Annotated in this window: 22 protein-coding genes and 1 pseudogene; 16 read left to right on the top strand and 7 right to left on the bottom strand. The window is 74.4% G+C overall.

All coding sequences use genetic code 11. The features are described 5' to 3' along the window. Window positions 1-27: 27 nt before the first annotated feature. From GL259_RS33600 to GL259_RS33590, 3 genes are all read right to left on the bottom strand, one after another. Entirely contained in the window at window positions 28-1,284 is a 1,257-nt protein-coding gene (locus GL259_RS33600) for a family 1 glycosylhydrolase (RefSeq protein WP_159537031.1), read from the bottom strand. 155 nt (window positions 1,285-1,439) lie between these two features. Further along, a complete protein-coding gene (locus tag GL259_RS33595; RefSeq protein WP_159537030.1) occupies window positions 1,440-3,728 on the bottom strand; it encodes a glycoside hydrolase family 78 protein in 2,289 nt (762 codons plus the stop codon). 208 nt (window positions 3,729-3,936) lie between these two features. Continuing rightward, window positions 3,937-4,560, bottom strand: coding sequence for a TetR/AcrR family transcriptional regulator (locus GL259_RS33590; RefSeq protein ID WP_159537029.1), 624 nt, complete (start codon window positions 4,558-4,560; stop codon window positions 3,937-3,939). 245 nt (window positions 4,561-4,805) lie between these two features. Here GL259_RS33590 and GL259_RS33585 point away from each other — a divergent pair, with 245 nt between their 5' ends. Further along, a complete protein-coding gene (locus tag GL259_RS33585) occupies window positions 4,806-6,272 on the top strand; it encodes an MFS transporter (protein WP_159537028.1) in 1,467 nt (488 codons plus the stop codon). Window positions 6,273-6,375: 103 nt separating this feature from the next. Here the strand turns inward: GL259_RS33585 and GL259_RS33580 are convergent, their stop codons facing one another. Further along, window positions 6,376-7,281 (bottom strand): AraC family transcriptional regulator, encoded by a 906-nt coding sequence (locus GL259_RS33580; protein WP_159537027.1) that lies wholly within the window; start codon window positions 7,279-7,281, stop codon window positions 6,376-6,378. A 239-nt stretch (window positions 7,282-7,520) separates the two neighbouring features. Between GL259_RS33580 and GL259_RS33575 the strand changes: the two genes are divergently transcribed. From GL259_RS33575 to GL259_RS33545, 7 genes are all read left to right on the top strand, one after another. Beyond that, window positions 7,521-8,081 carry a quercetin 2,3-dioxygenase gene (locus GL259_RS33575; protein ID WP_159537026.1) on the top strand — a complete coding sequence of 187 codons (561 nt, stop codon included), beginning with the start codon at window positions 7,521-7,523 and terminating at the stop codon, window positions 8,079-8,081. Window positions 8,082-8,088: 7 nt separating this feature from the next. Further along, the gene (locus GL259_RS33570) at window positions 8,089-8,235 is read left to right on the top strand and encodes a DUF1427 family protein (RefSeq protein WP_159537025.1); all 147 of its coding nucleotides are present in this window, start codon (window positions 8,089-8,091) and stop codon (window positions 8,233-8,235) included. Continuing rightward, window positions 8,232-8,480 (top strand): DUF1427 family protein, encoded by a 249-nt coding sequence (locus tag GL259_RS33565; protein WP_243762464.1) that lies wholly within the window; start codon window positions 8,232-8,234, stop codon window positions 8,478-8,480. Before GL259_RS33570 ends, GL259_RS33565 begins: the two co-directional genes overlap by 4 nt. Next, the gene (locus GL259_RS33560; protein ID WP_159537024.1) at window positions 8,470-9,435 is read left to right on the top strand and encodes an amidohydrolase family protein; all 966 of its coding nucleotides are present in this window, start codon (window positions 8,470-8,472) and stop codon (window positions 9,433-9,435) included. Before GL259_RS33565 ends, GL259_RS33560 begins: the two co-directional genes overlap by 11 nt. Before the next feature lie 19 nt (window positions 9,436-9,454). Continuing rightward, a complete protein-coding gene (locus GL259_RS33555) occupies window positions 9,455-10,372 on the top strand; it encodes an alpha/beta hydrolase (RefSeq protein ID WP_159537023.1) in 918 nt (305 codons plus the stop codon). Between the two features lie 252 nt (window positions 10,373-10,624). Further along, window positions 10,625-11,380 (top strand): IclR family transcriptional regulator, encoded by a 756-nt coding sequence (locus GL259_RS33550; protein ID WP_159537022.1) that lies wholly within the window; start codon window positions 10,625-10,627, stop codon window positions 11,378-11,380. A 143-nt stretch (window positions 11,381-11,523) separates the two neighbouring features. Further along, window positions 11,524-12,717 carry a 4-hydroxybenzoate 3-monooxygenase gene (locus GL259_RS33545; protein ID WP_159537021.1) on the top strand — a complete coding sequence of 398 codons (1,194 nt, stop codon included), beginning with the start codon at window positions 11,524-11,526 and terminating at the stop codon, window positions 12,715-12,717. A gap of 104 nt (window positions 12,718-12,821) precedes the next feature. Here GL259_RS33545 and GL259_RS33540 read toward each other — a convergent pair whose 3' ends face one another. After that, window positions 12,822-13,286 carry a MarR family transcriptional regulator gene (locus GL259_RS33540; protein ID WP_159537020.1) on the bottom strand — a complete coding sequence of 155 codons (465 nt, stop codon included), beginning with the start codon at window positions 13,284-13,286 and terminating at the stop codon, window positions 12,822-12,824. 206 nt (window positions 13,287-13,492) lie between these two features. Between GL259_RS33540 and GL259_RS33535 the strand changes: the two genes are divergently transcribed. From GL259_RS33535 to pcaD, 7 genes and pseudogenes are all read left to right on the top strand, one after another. Beyond that, complete coding sequence (locus tag GL259_RS33535) at window positions 13,493-14,248, top strand: CoA transferase subunit A (RefSeq protein WP_159537019.1); 756 nt, start codon at window positions 13,493-13,495, stop codon at window positions 14,246-14,248. Next, window positions 14,248-14,895 carry a CoA transferase subunit B gene (locus tag GL259_RS33530; protein ID WP_159537018.1) on the top strand — a complete coding sequence of 216 codons (648 nt, stop codon included), beginning with the start codon at window positions 14,248-14,250 and terminating at the stop codon, window positions 14,893-14,895. Before GL259_RS33535 ends, GL259_RS33530 begins: the two co-directional genes overlap by 1 nt. Beyond that, a pseudogene (locus tag GL259_RS33525) lies at window positions 14,892-16,093 on the top strand (thiolase family protein). The gene GL259_RS33530 and the pseudogene GL259_RS33525 overlap by 4 nt, the downstream one beginning before the upstream one ends. A 26-nt stretch (window positions 16,094-16,119) precedes the next feature. Continuing rightward, window positions 16,120-16,893 (top strand): protocatechuate 3,4-dioxygenase subunit beta, encoded by a 774-nt coding sequence (gene pcaH / locus GL259_RS33520; RefSeq protein WP_159537017.1) that lies wholly within the window; start codon window positions 16,120-16,122, stop codon window positions 16,891-16,893. A 6-nt stretch (window positions 16,894-16,899) separates the two neighbouring features. Continuing rightward, window positions 16,900-17,505 carry a protocatechuate 3,4-dioxygenase subunit alpha gene (gene pcaG, locus GL259_RS33515; RefSeq protein ID WP_159537016.1) on the top strand — a complete coding sequence of 202 codons (606 nt, stop codon included), beginning with the start codon at window positions 16,900-16,902 and terminating at the stop codon, window positions 17,503-17,505. Then, a complete protein-coding gene (gene pcaB / locus GL259_RS33510) occupies window positions 17,502-18,833 on the top strand; it encodes a 3-carboxy-cis,cis-muconate cycloisomerase (RefSeq protein WP_159537015.1) in 1,332 nt (443 codons plus the stop codon). Before pcaG ends, pcaB begins: the two co-directional genes overlap by 4 nt. After that, the gene (pcaD, locus tag GL259_RS33505) at window positions 18,830-19,960 is read left to right on the top strand and encodes a 3-oxoadipate enol-lactonase (protein ID WP_159537014.1); all 1,131 of its coding nucleotides are present in this window, start codon (window positions 18,830-18,832) and stop codon (window positions 19,958-19,960) included. Before pcaB ends, pcaD begins: the two co-directional genes overlap by 4 nt. 173 nt (window positions 19,961-20,133) lie before the next feature. Here pcaD and GL259_RS39410 read toward each other — a convergent pair whose 3' ends face one another. Beyond that, entirely contained in the window at window positions 20,134-22,950 is a 2,817-nt protein-coding gene (locus GL259_RS39410; RefSeq protein WP_159537013.1) for a BTAD domain-containing putative transcriptional regulator, read from the bottom strand. A 393-nt stretch (window positions 22,951-23,343) separates the two neighbouring features. Here GL259_RS39410 and GL259_RS33495 point away from each other — a divergent pair, with 393 nt between their 5' ends. Further along, the gene (locus GL259_RS33495) at window positions 23,344-23,655 is read left to right on the top strand and encodes a hypothetical protein (protein WP_159537012.1); all 312 of its coding nucleotides are present in this window, start codon (window positions 23,344-23,346) and stop codon (window positions 23,653-23,655) included. 78 nt (window positions 23,656-23,733) lie between these two features. Here GL259_RS33495 and GL259_RS33490 read toward each other — a convergent pair whose 3' ends face one another. Beyond that, window positions 23,734-24,393: a DUF5701 family protein gene (locus GL259_RS33490; RefSeq protein WP_159537011.1), complete on the bottom strand. Its 660-nt coding sequence runs from the start codon at window positions 24,391-24,393 to the stop codon at window positions 23,734-23,736. Window positions 24,394-24,512 lie beyond the last annotated feature (119 nt).

Below are 24,512 nucleotides of genomic sequence, written 5' to 3'. Positions count from 1 at the left end.
CGGCCGGGCGGGCCCTTCGGGAAGGGCTCAGTCCCGGGTGCCGGCGAGCGGTGCCCGGTGGCTTCGCACCACGTCCGCGTACGCCTTCGCGCTCGGCTTCGGGCGGCGCTCGAAGGTGTCGCGGTCGACCTCGTGCAGCCCGAGCCGGGCGCCGTACCCGAAGATCCATTCGAAGTTGTCCATGAGCGTCCAGTGGCAGTAGCCGAGGACGGGCGTGCCCGCACGCACCTCGGCCGCGAGGTGTTCGACGGCGGCGGGGATGAAGGCGGCGCGTTGTGCGTCGTCCGGGGTCTGGATGCCGTGTTCGGTCACGAGGACCGGCACCCCGGACACCTCGTGGGCGTAGCGCACGGCGCCGGCGAGGGACGCGGGCTCGATGACGGTGCCCATCCCGTTGAGTTCGCCGTCGGGCGTCACCTCGCCGTCGGGGCCGTGGACGATGCGCTCGTAGTTCTGCACGCCGACGAAGTCGTCGTGGCGTGCCTCGCGCAGCCAGTGGTCGTAGACGGCGGCGCGCTTGGCGTCCCGGCGTTCCTCGCCGCCGGGGAGGGCCACTTCGTCGGCGACGGCGATGGAGACGCCGACGGGCAGGTCGCCGCGGCGGGCCTTGACCGCGTCGCGGGCGGCGCGGTGGGCCCGGGTGAACGCGGCCCGGAACTCCTCCTGCCGGTGGGCGGGGATGACGTTCGCGCTGGCGTAGGTGTCGCTTCCGGCGGCCCGTGCGGCGGCCGCCAGCATCCGCGTCTTGAGCGCCTCGGCCTCGGCCGGGAGCTTCGCTCCCGCCTGCAGCAGCTGTTCGAGGTTGGGTTCGTTCAGGGTGACGGCGTGGGAGATGCGGTCGCCGAAGCGCGCCACGACGCGGTCGCACTGCTCGGCGAAGCGCGCCGGGGCGTCGGCGGCGGTCCAGGAGCCGGCCGCGGCGAACCAGTGCGGTGCGGTGAAGTGGCTGAACGTCACGATGGGTGCCAGGCCCCGCTCGAGGCAGCCGTCGACCATGCGCTCGTAGTGGTCGAGGGCCTCGGCGCGGACGACCCCGCGCTCGGGTTCGACGCGGGCCCACTCGACGGAGAAGCGGAAGGCGTTGAGTCCCAGTCCGGCGGCCAGATCGAGGTCCGTCTCCCACCGCTGGTAGCCGCGGCACGCCGGACCGCTCGGCTCGCGGAACAGCGAGGGCGTCGTGTGCTCCAGGAACCACGTGTCACTGGCGCTGTTGTCGCCCTCGTTCTGGTGCCCCGCGGTGGCGACGCCCCACAGGAACGCGTCGGGCAGGCTGGTGGGTGTCATGTGTGCTCCTCGCACTGGTTCCGGTGAAGCGGTGGGCGGGTCGTCCGGCGGGGCCGGACGCGCGGTCGTCGGGGCCGCCCCGTGGTCGCGTGACACGGGGTCCGGGTGCGGTCGTGTGAAACGCGGTCACCCCGTGGTCGTGTGAAGCCGCGTCGTCACGTGGTCGTGCGGAACGGGGTCCGGAAGGTGTGCCGGCCGGGGCCGACCTCCACGGGCTCCGCGCCCGGCAGATCGACCAGCGCGGTGACGCGCAGGGGTACGACGACGTCGACGTGCAGCGTGCCGCCCTCACGGCGCCACCCGGCCCCGGCCCGGCCGTACGGCGTGTCGTGCTCGGCCCGGGCCCAGGTGAGGCCGCCCCCGGGGCGGGGGCGGATCAGCAGCCGCCGGTAGCCCGGCTCGGCGGGCGCCAGACCGGCGACGGTGCGGTGCATCCAGTCGGCGACCGCGCCGAGCGCGTAGTGGTTGAAGGAGGTCATCTCACCGGGGTTGACGCTGCCGTCGGGAAGCATGCTGTCCCAGCGTTCCCACACGGTGGTGGCGCCCATGTCGACCTGGTGGAGCCACGAGGGACAGGACCGCTGGGCCAGCAGCCGGTGGGCGGTCTCCACGTGTCCCGTGCCGGTCAGCGCGTCGCACACCAGGGGGGTGCCGAGGAAACCGGTGCCGATGCGGTGGCCGCGCCCGGCCACCAGGTCCGCCAGCCGGCGTCCGGCCTCGGCGCGCTCGGCGTCGTCCTGGAGCAACCGGAAGCACAGGGCGAGGGCGTAGGCGGTCTGGGTCTCCTCCGTCAGCCGCCCGCCGCCGGCGTGGAAGCGGGCGAGGAAGGCGTCGCGGACCGCGTCGGCCAGGGCGTGGTGGCGAGCGGCGTCGTCCGCGTCGCCCAGGACCTCGGCGGTGCGGGCCAGCAGCCGCGCGGAGTGCGCGAAGTAGGCCGTGGCGACCAGGGCGGACGACGTCGTCGCGCGGCCGGGGTCGTCCGCCGGGGCGGTCGGGTCCAGCCAGTCACCGAACTGGAACCCCTCGCCCCAGACCCGGGCCGGCCCGGCGATGCGGTCGACGGCGTCGACCCAGGCGCGCATCGAGGGGTACTGGGCGCGCAGCACCTCGGTGTCGCCGTAGCGCTCGTACAGCACCCAGGGCACGATGACGGCCGCGTCGCACCAGCCGGCCATGGGCGGGTTGCCCGGGGGGAGGGGCACCGGGGTGATCACCGGGATGTCGGGGCTGAACACCGGGGGCACGCGCCGGTCGTCGTCGCCCTGGTCGGCGGCGAGGTCGCGCAGCCAGGAGCGCAGGAAGTCGCGGACGTCGTAGAGGAAGGCGGCGGTGGGGGCGAAGACCTGGACGTCGCCGGTCCAGCCGAGGCGCTCGTCGCGTTGCGGGCAGTCGGTGGGCACGTCGACGAAGTTGCCGCGCATCCCCCACACCACGTTCTCGTGCAGGCGGTTGAGGGAGGCGTCCGAACAGGAGAACCAGCCCGTGCGGCGCAGGTCGCTGTGGAGGACCACGGCGGTGACGTCGGCCGGGTCGAGGTCGCCGGGCCAGCCCTCGACGTCGGCGTAGCGGAAGCCGTGGTAGGTGAAGCGGGGTTCCCACTCCTCACCCGCCGGGTCGCCGCGCAGGACGTAGCGGTCGGTGGCGGCGGCGTGCCGCAGCGGACGCGTGCAGAGTTCGCCGTCCTCGAGGACCTCCGCGTGGCGGAGGGTGACCGTGCGGCCGGCCTCGCCCCGGACGCGGATGCGCAGCCGTCCGACGAGGTTCTGGCCGAAGTCGAGGATCGTGCGCCCGGTGGGCGAGGTGGTGACCGCGACGGGCGCGAGGTGTTCGATGCGGCGCACCGGCGGGCTGTCCGCCGGGAAGAGGACGGTGGTGTCGAAGTCGACGAGGTCGGCCGGCTGCCACGCCGAGTCGTCGAAGCCGGCTTCGCTGAAGCCCGCCCGCTCCCGGCGGGCGTCGTGCTCCTCGCCCTCGTACAGGCCGGCGGCGAGGACCGGCCCGGTGCTCCAGCGCCAGCCGTCGCCGGTGGCGACGGTGTCGGTGGAGCCGTCGGCGTACTCGAGGTGCAGTTCGGCGAGGAGCCCGGTGCGTTCGCCGTAGACGCACCGGGTGCCGCCGTTGAACCCGAGCAGGCCCCGGTACCAGCCGTCGGCCAGGTGGGCGCCCCAGGCGTTGCGGCCCTCACGGACCAGGGAGGTGACGTCGAAGGACTGGTAGCGGTGGCGGTGGCGGTAGCTCGTCCAGCCGGGGGCCAGGACGTGGTCGCCCACCACGGTTCCGTTGAGCTCCAGTTCGTAGACGCCGAGGGCGGTGACCAGGAGCCGGGCCGACCGCACGGCCTGCCGCGCGGTGAACTCGCCGCGCAGCAGCGCGGCCGGGCAGGCGCCCTCGGCGGGCGGGGGGAGGCGGGGACTGACGACACGTGCGGTCCAGTGGTGACGCATGGCGGCCTTTCTCAGCGCCGGAGGTGAGCAGACACGATCATGCGGCCAACACTTAGTGATTACTAGGTTTTGGCGTACGTGACGTGGAACACGTCGTGAACGGGCCGCCACCACGGGGGGTGGGGCACGGTCGTCAAATTAATCATGAGCATGACAATCAAGGACCCGGACGGCCCCGGAGGCACCCACCGGCCCGTTCGCGGCGGCCCTACAGACCCTGCCCGTCCGCGGAGATGGCCCGCACGAGGCGGTCGAGGTGGGCACGCATGACGGCGACCAGGTCGAAGGACCGCCCCGCGGCCAGCCACTGCTGCAGCAGCCCCGCGTCCATGGCGACGCACTCACGGGCGATGCCCTCGTGGTCCAGGCCGGGGAGCAGCTCCCCGCTGCGACTGCCGGCCCGCAGGCGGTCGGCGAGTTCCGCCACGCCCTTCTCCTGCCACGTGGTGAAGTGGCCGTGGGCCGGGTGGTCGGGGGCGGTGGCCTCGGCGGTCAGGACGACCGCCAGCTCCACCATGCCGGGCATGCCGAGCGTCTCGGCCGTGTCCTCCAGGTGGCAGCGGAAGGCGTCCCGCACCGAGTCGGAGACGCGCTCCCACCGCACGTCCATGCGTTCGTGCCAGTACTCGACGACCGCGAGCAGCAGCTGCTGCTTGTCCCGGAAGTGGTGCAGCAGCCCGGCGTCGGTGATCTCGGCGTCGCGCGCGATGCGGGCGAGGGAGGTCTTGCGGTAGCCGTCCCTGCCGAAGCGCAGCAGGGCCGCCTCCAGGATCTGCGTACGCCGTGCCCGGCCCGCCGTGTAGTGGCCGCGGGGCCCCCTGGGTGTCGCCATGCCAGAACAGTACCGGCGGGGTACGGGGCGACGGCCGGCCGCGCCGCCCGAGGAAACCCTGTGTGAGGTGGGCCACACTTCCGAAACCTAGCGACCACTAGGTGTTCGGGTCATCATCGACGTCACGCGACGACGGGTTGCCGCGCTGTCACGTTCCCGTGAGCGACGCGTCACGGCAGTCCGTCCTCCGCCTCTCCCCCACGTGCTCCCCCTTCCCTCGGCACCTCCGTGAAAGGAGGGCTGGCATGACGTCGCCGTCATCGAGCCCCTCGGTCGACCTCGCACCCCGCGTCCGCGCGGACGGGCGGTGGACACCCCGCCTGGTCCTGATCCTCGTCGCGCTCGCGTGGCCGACCCAGTTGCTGGCCGCGGGCGGCATCCTCGGGGCCAACGCCACGGCGGGCGTCGCCCAGGCGTTCCACACCACCCAGGTGGTGTGGTTCGGCCTGACCCTGACCCTGGTGTCGACCCTGCTCACCCCCTTCGTGATCAAGCTGGGAGACCTGTACGGCAAACGGCGCGTCATGCTCGCCATGACGGCCCTGGGCGCCCTCGGCGAGCTGCTGGCGGCGCTGGCCGGCAGCTTCTGGCTGGTGCTCGCGGGCCGGGCGATCGCCGGGTGCTACGGGCCCTTCGGCGCCCTGTCGTTCGCCGCCGTGCGGGACGTCTTCCCGCCCCGGCTGGTGAAGCAGGCGAGCGGCATCATGGGCAGCAGCGTCGGCCTGGTGGCCATCGTCTCGCCGTTCCTCGCGGGCCGGCTGATCGACACCTGGGGGTACCGCGGGGTCCTGTGGTTCCTCGCCGCCGCCACCGCGGTCGCCTTCGCGCTGATCGCGCTGCTGGTTCCGGAGACCCCGCGGCACGCCTTCGAGTCCGGTTTCGACTGGCTGGGCGGGCTGGTGCTCGGCGGTGGTCTGACAGCCGTGGTCTACGCCGTCGGCCAGGGGCAGAGCTGGGGCTGGTCGGACGTGCGGACCCTGGGCTGGCTGGCAGCGGGGACCGCCGCGCTGATCGCCTTCCTGTTCGTCGAGCGCTCCAGTGCCCATCCGATCCTGGACCTGCGGGTCCTGCGCCGCCGTCCGGTCGCCCTGGCGCTGACCGCCGGCGGCCTCGGCCAGACGGTCGCCTTCACCATGCCGGGCCTCGCCATCCTGCTCGCCCTGTACCCCGCCATCCCGGGTGTGTCGGACGGGCTGGGCTGGACGGCCCACCACAACGCCGTCGTCAGCGTGAGCTGGAACCTGGTGATGTTCGGCACCGGCATGCTGGTCAGCCGGTACCTGCGCCGCTTCGACGTGCGCGGGATGTGGTGCGCCGGCCTGGCGGTCATGGCCGTCGGCTACGCCCTCGTGGGTTTCCGCCACGGCGACGAGCTCGAACTGATCGTCACCTCCTGCGTCGCCAACCTCGGCGCCGGCGTCGTCGTCGCGGCGGCACCGGTGCTGGTGATCGGCGTGGTCTCGCGTGACGAGCAGGGGCTGGGCAGCGGCATGCTCAACATGCTCATCAGCCTGTTCGGCGCCGTCCTGACCGCCGGCGCCTACGCCGTCCTCGGCGCGCACAGCACCACCGTCGAAGGCACCGCCTTCTACCTCGACGCCGGTTACTCCTGGATCTTCTGGCTCGGTGCCCTGGTCACGCTCGCGGCCCTGGTGGTCTCCCTGTTCCTCCCGCCGCTGCGCGATCCCGAGGAGGATCCCGCCGGGGCCTGACCCCGCGACCGGCCGCACCGGCCCGCGGCCCGTGCGCGCGGCGGGGAACGGGGTCCCGCCGCGCAGCCGCCCGCCCCGGCCCGGTCGTGTCCCGCCGTGCGCCTCAGGGCTTCGCCACGGACCGGAACTCGGTCGGCGTCATGCCGGTGCGCTGGCGGAAGAAGGCGCTGAAGACCGTCGGATAGGTGAACCCGACGCGTTCGCTGATGACGGCGGGCGGCAGCGAGGTGTGGATGAGCAGGCGTTTGGCCTCCAGCAGCACCCGGTCGTCGATGTAGCGCTTGGCGCCGCAGCCGAGGGCCGCCCGGGTGGCGCGGGTGAGGGTGCGGGGACTGTAGCCGAGCCGTGCGGCGTAGTCCTCGACCCGGTGGGTCCGGGAGAAGTCCTCCTCGACCGCCCGGCGGAACAGGTGGAACGGCTCACCGCCGCCGGAGCGCGTCTGCCGCCGCGGGTCGGTGAGGTGGGCGAGCCGGACGAGGATCACCGAGAGCAGGTTCCGCAGCGTCTCGATGTACGCCTCCAGCGACAGGTCGGACAGCGCGGCGTGTTCCTCGACCAGGGCCTCCAGGAGACGCAGCAGGGCCTTCTGACGCGGCTCGTCCGGCGTGATGAGGCGGTACGGGGTGTGCTCGCCGTCCCGGATGAGCGCGTCCGTCGCGGCGCTGGGGAAGCCCGTCGGGAAGACCAGGACGGTGGCGGCGGCGTCCTGGTGCCCGCCGGGGAACTGGAGCACCTGTCCGGGCCACACCCACAGCCAGTCGCCCGCGCCCATGCCGTACGCGGTGAAGTCCACCGAGCACTCCAGCCGCCCGCCGCGGACCGCGATGACCAGGTGGAAGGCCGGACGCCCGGGCGCGGTGAGGGGCATCCCCCGTTCCTCGGCGCGGGCGGCGAGTCCGGGGAGGTCGAGGACCTCCAGACCCGGTGGCCTCCCGGGCGTCGGGCGGTACGGCACGACCGGGACGCCGGCCGTGCCGCGGCCGGCGGGGATCTGTCCGTTTTCCTTCATCGCGTGCCCGAGTGTATGCCGGTCGCCCCTCTCCGCCGGTCCTAGCTTGAGGGAGGGAGCTCCGGCGCGCGGCGGGCCGCGAACGTCCCGGCCGGCTTCCGGCACGCCGTCCGAAGGACGCGCGGCACCGCGGACGGCCCTCGCCCGCCGAGGGTGCCTCCTCGTCCGTCCCGCCCGGCCGAGCACCCTCCCCTCCATCACGCCCATCACGTCCAGCAGGTCCGTCAGGAAGGATCCCCATGACCATCGAGTTCGCCACCCGTTACCGCGAGCGCTCGTCCATCCCGCCCGAGCCGGGCAAGCCGTACTTCGTCGAAAAGGGCAGGGGCGACCGCGCCCACCTGTTCACCGACCTGTTCACCGTCTACGCCGGCGGCGAGCAGACCGAGAACACCTTCAACTTCTTCACCTGCGAGGGTCCGAAGGGCGACATCATCCCCGCCCACTCCCACCCGGACACCTACGAGGTCTTCTACATCACCGACGGCGCGGTGCGGCTGTTCGTCGAGGACCTCCAGGGCGAGCAGTACGAGAAGCTGCTCACCGCGGGCGACTTCGGGTTCGTGCCCAAGAACTGCCCGCACGCCTACCGCATCGAACGCCACCACAGCCGGATCGTCGGCGTGGCCGCCGGCCCGGGCGGCACCTTCGAGCGGTTCTTCGAGAACCTCGGCACCCCCACCGACGAACTCGGCCTGCCCAAGAAGCCGTTCGTCCCCGAGCCGCACAAGTTCGGCACCGTGCCGCAGCGGTACGACGTGAACTTCCTGCCCGACCACACGTGGCGCACCGGAAGCTGAGCACCCCATGTCCTGTCTGAAGGCGCTGCTCGCCGGTGTGCTGGTCGGCGTGGCCTACGTGCTGGTGCGGGTGAAGTCGCCCGCACCGCCCCCGGTCGCGCTGGCCGGCCTGCTGGGGATGCTGCTGGGCCGGACGGCGCTGGAGGCCCTGTGACGGCCCCCGGCCCGGTCCGCTCCTCCGTCCGCAGGGCCGTCCTCTCCTTCGCCGCCGGACTGCTCATGGGGGCGCTGTACTGGGCGCTGGACCTCACCTCGCCCGCCCCGCCGCTCATCGGGCTGACCGGGCTGGCCGGCATCGTGCTCGGCGAACGCGCCGCCACCGCCGTCCGCGACCGCCTGGCCCGGCGCCCCGCTCCTCCTCCGCCCACCGCAGAACAAGGAAGCACCCGTGTCCCCTGACACCCCCGGATACCTCGACGTCCACGCCCACTTCGTCACCGACTCCTACGTCCGCCGGGCCCGCGAGGCCGGGCACGGGCTCCCCGACGGGGTCCCCGCCTGGCCCACCTGGTCGGCGGCCGCGCACCTGGAGCTGATGGACCGCTGCGGCATCGAGACCTCGATGCTCTCGATCTCCTCCCCGGGCGTCCACTTCGGCGACGACACCGCCGCCCGCCGCCTGGCCCGCGAGGTCAACGAGGCCGGAGCCGAAACCGTACGCGAACACCCGGGCCGTTTCGGCCTGTTCGCCTCGCTGCCCCTCCCCGACGTCGACGGCGCCCTGGAGGAGATCGCCTACGCCCACGACACGCTGCACGCCGACGGCGTGGTCCTGGAGAGCAACACCCACGGCACCTACCTCGGCAACCCGGACCTGGAACCCGTCTGGGCCGAGCTCGACCGGCGCGGCGCGGTCGTCTTCCTCCACCCGACGTCCCCGGTGTGCTGGGAGCGCTCCGCCCTCGGACGCCCCCGGCCGATGGTCGAGTTCGTCTTCGACACCGCCCGCACCGTCACCGACCTGCTCCTGGCCGGCACCCTGGAACGCCACCGCGACCTCACGGTGATCGTGCCGCACTGCGGCGGCGCCCTGCCGGTGCTGGCCGACCGCATCGACGGCTTCATGAAGATGTTCATGCCCGAGGGCACCGAGGCCCCCGGCGCCGTCGAGCAGCTCGGCCGCCTCTACTACGACCTCGCCGGCCCCGCCCTGCCCCGTCAGCTCCCGGCCCTGCTCGGCCTGGTGGGCACCGACCGGATCCTGTACGGCAGCGACCACTGCTGGACGCCCGCCGCCGGAGTGGAGGCCCACGTCGCGAGCCTGGACGCCGCCCCGGCGCCCGACGGCGCCCCCGGCTGGCGCGCGCTCACCACCGCCAACGCCCGCCGCGTCCTGCCCCGCACGGCCCGCTGAACGAAGGAAGCCCCCCGTCATGACCGACACCGCCCCCGCTCCCCTCCCCCCGCACCTGCCGGCACCCCCCGACCCGGCCGCGCTGCCCCTGCCGCACCCCGCCCGTCCCGTCGACGGCGTGCGGCTCCTGCGCGGCGCCGTCTACGCCGTCCGCGACGGCAGCCGCCCGCTGACCGTCGACCTGTGGCTGCCCGAGGACAGCGCCGGCCCCGTGCCGGTCGTGGTCTTCGTCCACGGCGGCGGCTGGCGCACGGGCCTGCGCGACGACCTCGGCCCCCGCTTCCGCCACTGGGAACCCGGCCCCTTCGCCCGCCTCGCCCGGGCCGGGTTCGCCGTGGCCTGCCCCGACTACCGCCTCAGCGGCGAGGCGTCCCACCCCGCCCAGACCGACGACCTGGCCGCCTGCCTGGACTGGCTCCGCACCCGCGCCGACGGCCTCGGCCTCGACACCGCGCGGACCGTCCTGTGGGGCGAGTCCGCCGGCGGACACCTCGCCGCCCTGACCGCGCTCACCCGGCCCGCCGGCACCGTCTCCGGCTGCGTCACCTGGTACGCCCCCACCGACCTGCCCGCGCTCGCCGAGGACCGCCCCGAGGGCACCTACGACGCCCGTGATCCGGCCACCTTCGAGGCCCTGCTGCTCGGCGGCGCCCCGGCGGAGAGGACCGACGCGGCCCGCGACGCCAGCCCGGTCACCCACGTCGGCCCCCAGGCACCGCCCTTCCTCATCCTGCACGGCACCGGCGACGTCCTGGTCCCCGCCCGGCAGTCCGTCCGCCTCGCCGAGGCCCTGCGCGAGGCCGGCCACCGTCCCGGCCTGCGGCTCCTCGACGGTGGTGATCACCTCTGGGCGGGCCTGCCCGACGAGGACGTGGAGGACTGCTACGCACGCACCGTGGACTTCGCCCGCCGCTGCACGGGCGGCGGGCGAACCTGAACCGCCGCGCCCGGCGGTGACGGCACCACCCGCTCGGCCGCCCCGCCCCGAGAGGAGACGTCCTCTCGGGGCGGGGCGGGCGAGGCGGGCGGCGGCACCGCGGAAGCCGGATGGCCACGACGCGCGCTCGCCCCTTACCCTCACGGCGCGGTCCGCACCCCCGCGGCACGGCCCTCACCTCGCGGCAGGGTGCACCGGACCCCCGCCGGCGTCACCGGCGGCAGGCGCGGAAGCAGAACAGGAGCACGGACGATGGCGAACTCACCCACCGGGGAGACGGTCACCGAGCGGATCGTCCGCGTCCTCGAGACGTTCGGCACGGACCGCACCGTGCAGACGACGGCGGAGATCGGCCGGCGTGCCGGGCTCCCCTCCTCCACGGCGCACCGGATGGTGGCCGACCTCGTGGAGTGCGGGCTGCTGGAGCGGGACGAGGAGCAACGGGTGCGTCTGGGCATGCGGCTGTGGGAACTGGCCCTGCGCGGCTCCCGCGCCCTGCGGCTGCGGCAGGCGGCGCTGCCCTTCATGGAGCGCGTGCAGGCCCGCATCGGGGAGCACACCCAGCTCGCGGTGGTGGAGAACGACGAAACGCTCTTCATCGAGCGCCTGTCGCACCCGCACGCGGGCGCCAACATCACCCGGATCGCGGGCCGGCTGCCCCTGCACGCCTCGTCGTCGGGTCTCGTACTGCTCGCCCACGGCCCGGAGGAGCTGCGGGAACGCGTCCTCACCGGGCCGCTCGAAGCGGTGTCGAGGGAGACCGTGACCGACCCGGCGCGACTGCGCCGCGTCCTGGCCGACATCCGCCGCGACGGCGTCGTCGTGGCACCGGGGTCGGTCGAGACCGTCTCGACGGGCGTCGCCGTGCCGGTGCGCGAGGAACGCGGTCGGGTGATCGCCGCGCTGTCGGCCGTGCTTCCGCGCGGCGCGCCGACCCGCCACGCGGTGGCGGAGCTGCGCGCCGCGGCCTCGGCCATCTCGGCCGCGATCGGCGCGCACGGCCCGTAGCCGTCCGAGGAGCGCCGTCACCACCGCCCGGGCCGCGGTCCGGTGCGAACCCGGTTCCCGTTCAATGGCAATCGGTGTCGCCGACGAAGCCCGGCAGGCGTCAGACTCCCTGCGTTCCCCGCCCGCGCGCCGAAGGAAACGACATGCCCGAACGCACCCGCGTCGCCGTCATCGGCGCAGGCCCCGCCGGCCTGCTGCTGTCCCACCTGCTCGCCCGGCACGGCATCGAGTCGGTCGTCCTCGACTCCCGCACCCGCGAGCAGATCGAGACCACCATCCGGGCGGGCATCCTGGAACAGGGCACCGTCGAGATCCTCACGGAGACCGGGGCCTCGGACCGGGTCCTCACGGCCGGGCAGAAGCACGAGGGCATAGAGCTCCGCTTCGGCGGCGAGGGCCACCGGATCGACTTCACCGACACCGTCGGCCGGGCCGTGTGGCTGTACCCGCAGCACGAGGTGCTGCGGGATCTCGTCGCCGCACGCCTCGCCGCCGGGCAGGACCTGCGCTTCGGAGTCACCGCCCGGCGCGTGGAGGACGCCGGGACGGACCGGCCGCGCGTCGTGGCCGAGGACGCCGAGGGCAACACGGTCGAGATCGAGGCCGACGTCGTGGTCGGCGCCGACGGATCGCGCGGCGTCACCCGGGAAGCCGTCACCGGTGCGCACGGCGGCTACTTCCGGGAGTACCCGTTCGCCTGGTTCGGCATCCTCTGCGAGGCGCCGCCCAGCGCGGAGGAGCTGATCTACAGCAACTCGCCGGACGGCTTCGCGCTCATCAGCCGGCGCAGCTCCGACGTGCAGCGCATGTACTTCCAGTGCGACCCGGAGACCGACACCGGGGCGTACACCGAGGAACGGCTGTGGGAGATCCTGCAGTCGCGCGTCCCCGGCACCACGCTCCAGGAGGGCCGCATCTTCCAGCGGGACGTGCTGCGCTTCCGCAGCTTCGTCGCCCACGAGATGCGCCGCGGCCGGGTGGTGCTCGTCGGCGACGCGGCACACACCGTGCCGCCCACCGGGGCCAAGGGGATGAACCTCGCCGTCGCCGACGTCGTTCTGCTGACCGACGCGCTGCGCGCCCTTCTGCTCGACCGGGACGAGACCCTGTTCGACGCCTTCCCGGACACCGCGCGGCAGCGCATCTGGAAGGCGCAGCACTTCTCCTGGTGGATGACGAACATGCTGCACCCGCAGCCCGGGGCGAGCGACTTCGACCGGATGCGGCAGACCGGCGAACTGCGCACGGTCGTCGAGTCGGACCACGGCCGCGCCTACCTCGCCGAGGCCTACACCGGCTGGCCGCTCCCGGCACACGGCAGCGCCCGGGCCCGGTGACGACGAACCCCCGCCGCCTCGGCCGCGTCCGGTGAAAGGGCTCGGACCGACTGTTCGGGGCGGCACGGCCGGGGAGGGCACGGCCAGGGGTGCGGGCGTCCCGGTCAGCCGGGTGCCGTCGCGGGCTCCACCGGGTTGCGGAGCCCCTCGGCGGCGTCCGCGACCCGCTGCATGAGGTCGAGGAAGAGGGCCTGCTCCCCGGTGTCGAGCGGGGCCAGGAAGACCTGGTTCATCCGCGCGGTGCGCACCGTCAGCCTGCGGTGGGCGCGCAGGCCCTCGTCGGTGAGGCGCAGCAGGAAGCGCCGGCCGTCCTGCGGATCGCGGACCTTGTCGAGCAGCCCGCGCCGGATGAGCCGGCCGATCACCTCGGCGATGGTGGACCGGTCCAGCCCCACCCGCTCCCCCACGGTCCGCTGGTCCAGGCCCGGTTCGGCGACGAGCGCGTTGAGGACGGCGAACTGCGGCGAGGTGATCTCCTCGGAGACCATCGTGTTCCACAGCAGGTGGTGCGCCTGCTGGAGCCGCCGGGCCAGGTGCCCGGGATGGGTGGTCAGGTCGACCGCGGCCATGTGCACTCTCCGAGGTGAAATTCGTTAGTGCACTGACGGTATCTCGATCACCCCCGGGCGCTCCACTGCCCCTCCACGTGATTTACCAGGGTGTTTCGGGGTCTTGACGCCCTCCTCGCCTGATGGCAGCGTGTGGGGACCTCGCCAAAATACTCAGTGCCCTGACTAATTCACTCGGGGCACCAGGAAGAAAGAGGACTTCCCGGATGGACAAGGTGGTGGCCTCGGCCGCGGAGGCGGTGGCCGACGTGGCCGACGGTGCCTCGCTGGCGGTGGGCGGGTTCGGGCTGAGCGGTGTGCCGAACGTGCTGATCCAGGCGCTGTACGAGCGCGGGGTGGGCGGGCTGTCGGTGGTGTCGAACAACTGCGGGGCGCTGGAGTCCGGGCTGGCGGTGCTGCTGGCGGCGGGGCGGATCGTCCGGGTGACCGGTTCCTACATCGGGGCGAACAAGGAGTTCGCCCGGCAGTACCTGGCCGGGGAGCTGGAGGTGGAGCTGATCCCGCAGGGCACGCTGGCGGAGCGGCTGCGGGCGGGCGGAGCCGGCATCCCGGCGTTCTACACCCCGGCCGGGGTGGGCACGCAGGTCGCCGAGGGGGGTCTGCCCTGGCGCTACGACGGTTCCGGCGGGGTGGCGCTGGCCTCGCCCGCGAAGGAGGTGCGCGCGTTCGACGGCACCGAGTACGTGCTGGAGCGCGGCATCCGCACCGACTTCGCGCTGGTGCGGGCGGCCCGGGGCGACCGGCACGGGAACCTGGTGTTCAACAGGTCCGCCCGCAACTTCAACCCGCTCGCGGCGATGGCCGGCAGGGTCACGATCGCCGAGGTCGAGGAGCTGGTCGAGCCGGGAGAGATCGACCCGGACGCGGTGCACCTGCCGGGGATCTTCGTCCAGCGCGTGGTCGCGCTCACCCCGGAGCAGGCGGCCGACAAGCAGATCGAGAAGCGGACGGTGAGCGGCTGATGGCCTGGACACGCGAACAGATGGCGGCCCGCGCGGCGCGCGAGCTGAGGGACGGCCAGTACGTCAACCTCGGCATCGGCCTGCCCACGCTGATCCCCAATCACCTCCCGCCGGGGGTGGAGGTGGTCCTGGAGTCCGAGAACGGCATCCTGGGCACCGGCCCGTACCCGGCCGAGGACCGGGTCGACCCGGACCTGATCAACGCCGGCAAGGAGACCGTCACGGTCCTGCCGGGCGCTTCCTTCTTCGACTCGGCGCTCTCCTTCGGCATGATCCGCGGCGGGCACATCGACGTCGCCGTGCTCGGCGCCATGCAGGTCTCCGCGCGCGGGGACCTGGCCAACTGGGCGGTGCCGGGGAAGATGGTCACCGGCATCGGCGGGGCGATGGACCTGGTGCACGGCGCCCGCACGGTCATCGTGGTGATGACCCACACCGCCAAGGACGGCAGTCCCAAGATCCTCGAGGAGTGCGCCCTGCCGCTGACCGGCAGGGCGTGCGTGAACCGGATCGTCACCGACCTGGGCGTCCTGGACGTCACCGACGACGGCCTCGTCCTCGTCGAGACCGCGCCCGGCGTCAGCCCCGAGGAGATCGCGGCGAAGACCGCCGCCGAGGTCCGCATCAACGAGGAGACCGCCTCATGAGGGACGTCTACGTCGTCGACGCCGTCCGCACCCCCATCGGCCGCTACAACGGCGCGCTGGCCTCCGTCCGCCCCGACGACCTGGCCGCGCACGCCGTCCGCGCCCTGCTCGCCCGCACCCCCGCCCTGGACCCGGCGCGGATCGAGGACGTGTACCTCGGCAACGCCAACGGCGCCGGCGAGGAGAACCGCAACGTCGCCCGCATGGCCGCGCTGCTGGCCGGCCTGCCCACCTCGGTGCCGGGCGTGACCGTCAACCGGCTGTGCGCCTCCGGCCTGGAGGCGGTGATCCAGGCGGCCCGCGCCATCGCCGTCGGGGACGCCTCGATCGCGGTGGCGGGCGGCGTCGAGTCGATGACCCGGGCGCCGTACGTCCTGCCCAAGAGCGACCGGCCCTTCCCGGCCGGGCACGCCGAGCTGTACTCCACCACCCTCGGCTGGCGCATGGTCAACCCGGCCATGGACCCGCAGTGGACCGTCCCGCTGGGCGAGTCGGCCGAACTCATCGCCGACAAGCACAGGATCGGCCGCGAGCAGCAGGACGAGTTCGCCCTCGCCAGCCACCGCAAGGCCGCCGCCGCGCAGGCGGAGGGCCTGTTCGACGCCGAGCTGGCGCCCGTCCCGGTGCCGCGGCGCAGGGGCGAGCCGCTGGTGTTCGCCGCCGACGAGAGCGTGCGGCCGGACGCCTCGCTGGAGGCGATGGCCAAGCTCGAGCCGTCCTTCCGCACCGGGAACGGCACCGTCACCGCGGGCAACGCCTCCCCCTCAACGACGGGGCCGCCGCCCTGCTGCTGGTGGACGAGGAGGGACTGAAGGCCACCGGCCGCGAACCGCTGGCCCGGATCTCCGCCACCGGCGTCTGCGCACTCGACCCGCACCACTTCGGGCTCGCCCCCGTCGAAGCCGTCAACCGGGCGCTGAGCAGGGCGGGCCGGACGTTCGCCGACCTGGACGTGCTGGAGCTGAACGAGGCGTTCGCCGCCCAGGTGCTGGGCTGCCTCGCCGAATGGCCCGAGTTCGACCCGGCGGTCCTCAACCCCCAGGGCGGCGCCATCGCCCTCGGCCACCCGCTCGGCGCCTCCGGCGCCCGCCTCGCCGGCACCGTCGCCCACCAGCTCGCCCGCAAGGGCTCCGGCACCGGCGTCGCCACCCTCTGCATCGGCGTCGGCCAGGGCCTCGCCCTCGTCCTCGAACGTTAAGCACCCAGGAAGCCCCAGGGACTCCCATGACTCTCACCCAGCACGACATCGACCAGGAGATCGCGGCCGAGCACGCCGCGTACGAGAAGCGGGTCGCCGACGGCGCCCCGGTCGAGCACCACCCGCGGCGCGACTACGCGCCCTACCGCTCCTCGCTGCTGCGGCACCCGAAGCAGCCGCCCGTCACCATCGACGTGACCAAGGACCCGGAGCTGGTGGAGCTGTCCTCCCCCGCCTTCGGCGAGCGGGACATCACGGAGATCGACAACGATCTGACCCGGCAGCACACCGGGGAGCCGATCGGCGAGCGGATCACCGTGTCCGGGCGGCTGCTGGACCGCGACGGGCGGCCGGTGCGCGGTCAGCTCGTCGAGATCTGGCAGGCCAACTCGGCCGGCCGGTACGCGCACCAGCGCGAGCAGCACGACGCCCCGCTCGACCCCAACTTCACCGGCGTGGGCCGCACCCTCACCGACGACGAGGGCCGCTACCACTTCACCACCATCCAGCCGGGCCCGTACCCGTGGCGCCAGCACCTCAACGCCTGGCGGCCGGCGCACATCCACTTCTCGGTCTTCGGCACCGCGTTCACCCAGCGGCTGGTGACGCAGATGTACTTCCCGAGCGACCCGCTCTTCCCGTACGACCCGATCATCCAGTCGGTGACGGACGACGCCGCCCGGCAGCGGCTGATCGCGACGTACGACCACAACCTGTCGGTGCCGGAGTTCTCGATGGGCTACCACTGGGACATCGTGCTCGACGGCCCGCGGGCCACCTGGATGGAAGAAGGGCGCTGAGCAGCCATGACGAAGATCGACACCAGCCGTCCGGAGACCGTGCTGCCCACCCCGTCGCACACGGTCGGCCCCTTCTACGGACACGCCCTGCCCTTCCCCGGCGGCGGCGACATCGCACCCGTCGGGCACCCGGACACCATCGCCCTCCAGGGATACGTGTACGACGGCGCGGGCAACCCGCTGCCGGACGCCTTCCTGGAGCTGTGGGGCGCCGACCCCGACGGCAACGTGTCCCGCGTGGACGGCTCGATGCGGCGCAACCCGGCCGACGGCGGCTTCCTGGGCCGCAACGGCGTGGAGTTCACCGGCTGGGGCCGTGTCCAGACGGATGCCAACGGCCACTGGTCCGCGCGGACCCTGCGCCCCGGGGCGCGCGGCGACAGCGCCCCGTACATCAGCGTGTGCGTCTTCGCGCGCGGACTGCTGGTGCACCTGTACACCCGCATCTACCTGCCCGGTGACGACGCGGCGTCGGCCGCCGACCCGCTGCTGGCCGGGCTCGACGAGGCGCGCCGCGGCACGCTGATCGCGAAGGACGACGGCAAGGGCACCTACCGTTTCGACATCCGCCTTCAGGGCGAGGGCGAGACGGTCTTCCTGGAGTTCACGTGACATCAGCCGATTCCGACACCGGCCTGCTCGCCCCCGGGCGGGCGGGCTCGGCGGCCGCTTCCACGACGAGCGACACCGCGTACCTGCGGGCGCTGCTGGACGCGGAGACCGCGCTGACCCGGGCCCAGGCCGCGCTGGGGCTCGCCCCGGACGGGGCCGTGGCCGCGGTGACGGAGGCCGCCGACCCCGAACGCTTCGACCTCGCGTCCCTCGCCGAACGGGCACGGAGCGGCGGGAACCCGGTGATCCCGCTGGTCGCGGACCTGACGCGGGCGGTCGGCGAGCCGTACGGCCCGTACGTGCACCGGGGCGCCACCAGCCAGGACATCATGGACACCGCGACCGTGCTGGTCGCCGCGCGCACCCTGGACGTCGTCCTCGCCGACCTCGGCCGCACCGAGCGGGCGCTGGCCCGGCTGGCCGCCGAGCACCGGGACACCCCCATGCCGGGCCGGACCCTCACCCAGCACGCCGTGCCCACGACGTTCGGGCTCAAGGCGGCCGGATGGCGGTCGCTGGTGCTGGACGCCCGCGACCGGACGGCCGCCGTGCGCGACGGCCTGCCCGCCCAACTCGGCGGCGCGGCGGGGACGCTGGCGGCGTTCGCGGCGTACGGCGCGCCGGACCCGGCCGCGTTGCCGGCGGCGTACGCCCGGGAACTCGGCCTCCGGCCGCCCGCGCTGCCCTGGCACACCCTGCGCACGCCGATCGCCGACCTCGCCGGCTGCCTCGTCTTCACCGCCGGCGCGCTCGGGAAGATCGCCGCGGACGTGCTGGCGCTCTCCCGGACGGAACTCGGCGAGGTCACCGAGGGCAGCGGCGGCGGTTCGTCGGCCATGCCGCACAAGGCGAACCCGGTGCGGTCGACGCTGATCGCGGCGGCGGCCCGGCGCGCGCCGCAGCTCGCGGCCACGCTGTACGGCTCCCTGGCCGCCGAGGACGAACGCCCGGCCGGGGCCTGGCACGCCGAATGGGAACCGCTGCGCGACCTGCTGCGCCTGGCCGGCGGGGCCGCGCGCGACGCCGCCGAACTGGCCGGGGGGCTGCGCGTGCACCCGCAGGCGATGCGCGAACACCTGGGCCTCACCCACGGGTTGATCGTGTCCGAGCGGCTCTCCGCCGAACTGGCGCCGGTGCTCGGACGGGCCCGCGCCAAGGCGCTCCTCACCGAGCTGGCCCGGCGGACGTACGCCGAGGGCCGCACGCTGGGCGAACTGCTCGCCGAAGTACCGGAACTGGCGGACCTCGACCTCGGCCCCCTGACGGACCCCACCCGCTACACCGGCTCCGCCGGAGCCCTCACCGACCGCGCCCTGGAGCGACGTTGACCGACACCCTCCTCAACCACCGTGCCGAAGGCCCCGCCTCCGCTCCCCCGCTGCTGCTCGGCCCCTCGCTGGGCACCTCGTACGCGCTGTGGGACAAGGTGGCGCCCGAACTGTCCATCGGGCACCGGGTGATCCGCTGGGACCTGCCCGGCCACGGCGGTTCGGCGGGCGAACTCGTCTCCGCGGGCGCCACCGTCGGTGACCTCGCCGCCCTGGTGCTCGCGCTCGCCGACTCGCTCGGGGTGCACCGGTTCGCGTACGCGGGGGTCTCGCTGGGCGGTGCGGTGGGACTGCATCTGGCGGTGCACCATCCGCAGCGGGTGTCGTCGCTGGCGGTCGTCTGCTCGTCGGCGCACTTCAACGGCGCGCGGCCGTGGCGGGAACGGGCCGCGCTGGTGCGTGCCGAAGGCCTGGGCGAGCTCGCGCAGAGCGCGGACGGCCGGTGGTTCACCCCCGGGTTCACCGTGCCGGAGCTGGTCCGCGACCACCGGGAGGCCGATCCGGAGGCGTACGCCGCGTGCTGCGACGCGCTGGCCGCGTTCGACCTGCGCGACCGGCTCGCGGAGATCGAGGCGCCGACGCTGCTGATCGCCGGCCGGGAGGACCCGGCCACGCCGCCGGCGCACCTGCGTGAGATCGCCGACGCGGTGCCGGGGTCCACGCTGGTCGAGATCCCGGGCGCGTCGCACCTGGCGCCGGCGGAGCGGCCGGAGGCGGTGCTGACGGCGCTGCGGGCGCACCTCGACGGGGGCGCCCGGCGCGGCATGGAGGTGCGCCGCGAGGTGCTGGGCGACGCGCACGTGGACCGGGCCCAGGCCCGGCAGACGCCGTTCACTGCGCGCTTCCAGGACTTCATCTCGCGCTACGCCTGGGGCGAGATCTGGACCGACCCGACGCTCTCCCGCCGGGAGCGCAGCATGATCACCCTCACCGCGCTGGTCGCCCACGGCCGCGACGACGAGCTGGCCATGCACGTCCGCGCGGCGCGCCGCAACGGGCTCACACCCGAGGAGATCGGGGCGGTGCTGCTGCAGACGGCGGTGTACTGCGGGGTGCCCGCGGCCAACTCGGCGTTCGCGGCGGCCCAGCGGGTCCTGGCCGAGGAGGACGGCGGCACCGGGGACTGAGACGCGCCGACGCGGGCGGCGGGGTTCCCCACCGGGGCCGCCACCGCCTGGGAGGCCCGCTCGCCCCCGTCCGTCCGCACCGCGGGAAGCCGTCGGGTCCACGCCGCGTTCCGGGCGGGCAACCGCCTGTGCGCCGTCCCGGCACCCGCCGCCGGCGGTGGGGGGCGGTCGGGTCAGAGGTCGCGCAGGAGCGCGCGGACCTGGTCCACGTCCGGGTCGGGGGCGTTGATGTCGAGGTAGATGCCGAGGGCCAGGCGCAGGGCTTCCCGGGCCGGTCCGGTGGCTCCCGTCGCCCGGTGGGTCTGGCTCAGGTGGACCAGCGTCTCGGCCTCGTTGTAGCGGTGTCCCAGTGCGCGGTTGAGCTCCAGGCTGTGCTCGTAGCAGTCGACGGCCTTCGCGTGGGCGCCGAGCTGGTGGTACGCGTAGCCGAGGGTGTCCCAGGTGCCGGCCCGGCCCCGCTCGTCGCCCAGCTCGCCCTGGATGGCCAGCGCCTCCCGGCAGCGGTGTACCGACGCGGCGGGGTCCCCGAGCTGGGCGTGGTCCCAGGCCACCGCGTTCAGGGCGCGGGCCCGTCCCGGGAGGTTCCCGAGGGAGGTGAACAGCTCCACGGCCCGCTGGTCGTGCCGCAGGGCGGCGGGCCTGTCCCCCTGGCGCTCGTACAGCCAGCCCAGGGCGAGGTGGGTGTGGGCGGCCGAGAGGAGATCGCCGCCCGTCTCCGAGAGGGCCAGCGCGCGGGCCAGTTCGTCATGGGCCTCGGGGAAGCGGCCGGTCTCCGTGCAGGCCCAGGCGAGCGTGCGGTGGGACTCGGCCCGGGCGGCCGGATCCCCGAGGCGGACCGCGGCGGCGAGGGCGGTGGTCTGCACGGCGGCGACGTCGGCCCAGCGCCCCCGGCGGGCCAGGAAGGTGGTGATCGCCCACGCCAGCCGCCATGCCTGGGCGTCGTGTCCGGTGCGTGCTGCGTGGTCGACGGCCTCGGTGAGCACGGCGTGCTCGTCCGCGAACCACGCCATGGCCTGGTCGTGCGTGGCGAATTCCCCGGGGTGGGCGCCCTGCGCCACCGGGGCCGGCGGGAGCGGGTCGCGGTGGGGCAGCAGGAGCCGGTCGGCCGCGTACGCCGTGTGCGCGTAGTGGTCGAGCACGCGGGTGAGCGCCGCGTCCGCCTCCCCGGCGGGCGCGGTGGTCTCCGCCAGTTCGAGGGCGTACGCGCGCAGCAGGTCGTGGCAGGTGAAGCGGCCGGGGACGTGTTCCCGGACGAGGTGGTGGGCCTGGAGGCGGCGCAGCCGCGTGCGGAGCCGGGCGAGCGGCAGGGCGGTGAGGCCGGCGGCGGCGGACAGCCCGATGTCGGCGCCGGGCGCCTGGGCGAGCTGGCGGAACACCCGGGCGGAATCGGGGTCGAGGGCGAGGTAGGACGAGGCGAAGACGGCCCGTACGTCACCGGTCGCCTCGCCGGTCTCCAGGGCGTCGAGCCGGGTCGTGGTGTCGCGCAGTTCGGCCGCCAGGGCGGTCGGGGTGAGGACCGGGTTGGTGGTGAGGCGGGCGGCGAGGAGGCTGATGGCCAGGGGGAGGCCGGCGCAGTGGCGGAGGATTTCCGCCGCCGCGTCGGGTTCCGCGGCGAGCCGGTCGGCGCCCAGGCGGCGCACCAGCAGGTCGTGCGCCTCGGCGCGGTCGAGCGTTTCCAGGGTGAGCTGGCCGGCGCCGTGGGAGGCGGCCAGTCCGGGGAGCTGGTGGCGGCTGGTGACCAGGACCGTGCAGGTGGGGCTGCCGGGCAGCAGGGGCACCACCTGGTCGGTGTCGCGGGCGTTGTCGAGCACGATGAGCAGCCGGAGGCCCGTGGTGAGGCTCCGGTACGTCGCGGCCTGGGACCGCGGGGTGGTGGGGAGGTCCGCGGGGTCGGCGCCGAGTGCCTCCAGGAACTCCCGTACGACCGCGTACGGGTCCACCGGTTCGCCGGAGGGGTTGAAGCCCCGCAGATCGGCGTACAACTGGCCGTCCGGGAAGCGCTCCCGCTGGTCGTGGGCCCAGCGCAGCGCCAGCCAGGTCTTGCCGACGCCGCCGGTGCCGCAGATCGCCGCGATCGGCACGGTGCCGCCGTCCGGCTCCCCCGGCGGCGTCAGCAGTTTGTTCAGGACGGCCAGTTCACCGTGGCGTCCGGTGAACATCGGTGGCGCGGCGGGCAGTTGCCGGGGGCGGAGCGCGGCGGTCTGTGCCGGGTCCGGTCCGGCGTCCCGGACCGGTGGCGCGAGCTGCGGGTCCGAGACCAGGATCCGCCGGTACAGCTCCCGCAGCGGTGGGCCCGGGTCGATGCCCAGCTCGTCGGCGAGGCGGCGACGTACCTCCTGGTAGTGGTTGAGGGCGTCGGCGGGGCGTCCGCAGCGGTAGAGGGCGAGCATCAGCTGGGCGGCGAGCCGCTCGTCCAGGGGGTGGCTCTCGGCGTGGACGGGCAGCGCGGTCAGCAGCTCGGCGTGCAGCCCGCGCCGCAGCTGGAGGTCGCCCCAGTCCAGGGCGGCCGCGAGCCGTTCCCTGTGCGCCGTCTCGCGCTGGGCGTTGAACCAGGGGGTGTCGACGCCGGGGCACGCGTCGCCCTGCCAGAGCGCGAGGGCCTCCTCCAGCAGGCGCGCCGCCCCGTCCTCGTCGCCCTCGTGCGCGGCGGTCCGGGCCCCGGCGGCGAGGGACCGGAAGCGGTGCAGGTCGGCGGCCAGGGGGGCGACGGTCAGCTCGTAACCTCCCGACCGTCGTGCGATCCGGGCCTCCCCGGCCGCGGTCCGCAGCGCGTGGCGCAGCCTGGAGAGGTAGCTGTACAGCGTCGACCGGGCGCGCTGCGGGGCCCGCTCCCCCCAGACCCGGTCGACGAGCTGGTCCACCGTCACCACGCGGTTGGCCTCGAGCAGCAGCGCCGCCAGGACGCGCTGCTGCCGTGCGGGCCCCAGGTCCAGCCGGTGGCCGTCGACCCGGACCTCGATCCCGCCCAGCACGCGTAACTCCACCGCCACCCGCACCACCTCCGGGACGAGATCCTAGGGCTGGGGCCGGTGGCTCCGACCAGCCGTTTCAAGCTCTTTTCAAGGTGGTGGACCGGGGTGCGGGGCCCGGGGAACCGCGGATCGCCGGCCTGCCGTCCCGACCTCGCCCGGGGCGTCACGGGGCGGTGACCGGGCCCGGGAAGTGCGGGGATCCCACCGTCCGGCGGGTCCCGTCCGGGATGCGCCGGACGGCACCGGCGGGCCCTGGGGCGGGAAGCGGGGCCTCGGTTCCGCGCGGGACCTCGGCCAAGGTTTTCTCCAAGCGGGTGGAGCACCGTTGTCCGTGTGCCGGGGACGGGGGTCCCGGTTCCGGCACCGGGCAGCGCGTCCGCGCTGTCCGAGTCGCATCGAGGAGAGACGACCATGCGTATCCGACACGCTCTGGCCACCGCGGCCCTCGGGACGGTGCTGGCGGTTTCCGGCCTGGCGACGCAGGCTCAGGCCGCTCCCGCCGCCGCGGTCCCCGCGGCGGCGGCCTCCGGTTCCGCGGAGCACGCCGCGCACGGCGAGGCCGGCGCACTGGCGTCGTGGCGCTTCTGGCGGAGCTACTGGACGGAGGGCGAGTGCGACCGTGGTGCCCTCGCGGTGCTCGCCCAGGGGTACGACGCCGCGTACTGCGAGTACGGCAAGGGCACCGACGGCAGGTGGAAGTGGCACCTGTACGTGTGGGCGTAGCCGAGCGGCGCCCGGGAGCGGCGGCCCGCGTGTCCGAAGGGCACGTCCGGGTCGCCGGCCCCGCCGGGGCGGGAGGGCTCAGGCGTGCCTGCGCCCCGCGGCGGAGGCGAAGCCCAGCCAGGTGTGGCGGTTGCCCCACCAGCACCAGCCGACCTTCGGGGCGTTGCGCCGCTCGCGGCCGTCCCGCCCCGTGCCGTTGCTGATCCAGATCGCCGGAGTGCGGGCGTCCAGGGTGCCGTTCGCCTTGCGCAGCCGGGAGCCGATCGTCATGAAGCAGTGGTTGCGCCGGAGAACCTCCGGCTGCTGGAGCACCCAGTGGATGCCCTCGGTGAGCAGGAGCGGGGTGCGGTCCTGCCCGGTGAGGGCGGGCAGCGCCTCCTCCGGGCTCCAGTCGGCCATGTGGTCGCCGCGGTCGGGGCCGGTGACGAGGTAGAGGGGGGCGTCGGGCAGCTCGACGGCGCAGGGGGCGAAGCGGTCGACGTCGGGCATGTCGGTGACGACGAAGCCGGGCTTGCCGCCGTGGCGCAGCAGCGGCGCGACGGCGGAGGCGGGGGCGCGGTCCGGGTGGACGGCGAGCAGGGCGTCGCCGCCTTCGCCGCCGGCGCCGCCGGCGAAGGCGCGCAGTTCGTCGGCGGACATCCCCGCGTGTTCGTGCACCCCGAGCTCGATCAGGCGTTCCGCCTGGGTGGTGAGCGGCGGGAGAGGAGGCGGGGCGTCGGTGGACGAGGTGTCGGGCAAGGTACTCCTCTGTTCGGTTCCGAAGCAGCGGACCTGCGGTGAACGAGACGGTCCGCCGGAAGGTTCCCGGCGGGCGCGCCCGCCGCGACGGGCGGCTCCCCGGACGGACCCGGTGCCGC

The organism is Streptomyces sp. Tu 3180, assembly GCF_009852415.1.
In the GTDB taxonomy this organism is placed as follows: Bacteria; Actinomycetota; Actinomycetes; order Streptomycetales; family Streptomycetaceae; genus Streptomyces.
Note: the sequence above shows the minus strand (reverse complement) of the source record. Positions and strands in the feature narration are given on the sequence as shown.

Excerpts from the sequence above, each read along its gene's own strand:
- GL259_RS33600 (WP_159537031.1), bottom strand. The coding sequence starts at position 1,284 with ATGACACCCACCAGCCTGCCCGACGCGTTCCTGTGGGGCGTCGCCACC.
- GL259_RS33595 (WP_159537030.1), bottom strand. The coding sequence starts at position 3,728 with ATGCGTCACCACTGGACCGCACGTGTCGTCAGTCCCCGCCTCCCCCCG.
- GL259_RS33590 (WP_159537029.1), bottom strand. The coding sequence starts at position 4,560 with ATGGCGACACCCAGGGGGCCCCGCGGCCACTACACGGCGGGCCGGGCA.
- GL259_RS33585 (WP_159537028.1), top strand. The coding sequence starts at position 4,806 with ATGACGTCGCCGTCATCGAGCCCCTCGGTCGACCTCGCACCCCGCGTC.
- GL259_RS33580 (WP_159537027.1), bottom strand. The coding sequence starts at position 7,281 with ATGAAGGAAAACGGACAGATCCCCGCCGGCCGCGGCACGGCCGGCGTC.
- GL259_RS33575 (WP_159537026.1), top strand. The coding sequence starts at position 7,521 with ATGACCATCGAGTTCGCCACCCGTTACCGCGAGCGCTCGTCCATCCCG.
- GL259_RS33570 (WP_159537025.1), top strand. The coding sequence starts at position 8,089 with ATGTCCTGTCTGAAGGCGCTGCTCGCCGGTGTGCTGGTCGGCGTGGCC.
- GL259_RS33555 (WP_159537023.1), top strand. The coding sequence starts at position 9,455 with ATGACCGACACCGCCCCCGCTCCCCTCCCCCCGCACCTGCCGGCACCC.
- GL259_RS33550 (WP_159537022.1), top strand. The coding sequence starts at position 10,625 with ATGGCGAACTCACCCACCGGGGAGACGGTCACCGAGCGGATCGTCCGC.
- GL259_RS33545 (WP_159537021.1), top strand. The coding sequence starts at position 11,524 with ATGCCCGAACGCACCCGCGTCGCCGTCATCGGCGCAGGCCCCGCCGGC.
- GL259_RS33540 (WP_159537020.1), bottom strand. The coding sequence starts at position 13,286 with ATGGCCGCGGTCGACCTGACCACCCATCCCGGGCACCTGGCCCGGCGG.
- GL259_RS33535 (WP_159537019.1), top strand. The coding sequence starts at position 13,493 with ATGGACAAGGTGGTGGCCTCGGCCGCGGAGGCGGTGGCCGACGTGGCC.
- GL259_RS33530 (WP_159537018.1), top strand. The coding sequence starts at position 14,248 with ATGGCCTGGACACGCGAACAGATGGCGGCCCGCGCGGCGCGCGAGCTG.
- pcaH (WP_159537017.1), top strand. The coding sequence starts at position 16,120 with ATGACTCTCACCCAGCACGACATCGACCAGGAGATCGCGGCCGAGCAC.
- pcaG (WP_159537016.1), top strand. The coding sequence starts at position 16,900 with ATGACGAAGATCGACACCAGCCGTCCGGAGACCGTGCTGCCCACCCCG.
- GL259_RS33495 (WP_159537012.1), top strand. The coding sequence starts at position 23,344 with ATGCGTATCCGACACGCTCTGGCCACCGCGGCCCTCGGGACGGTGCTG.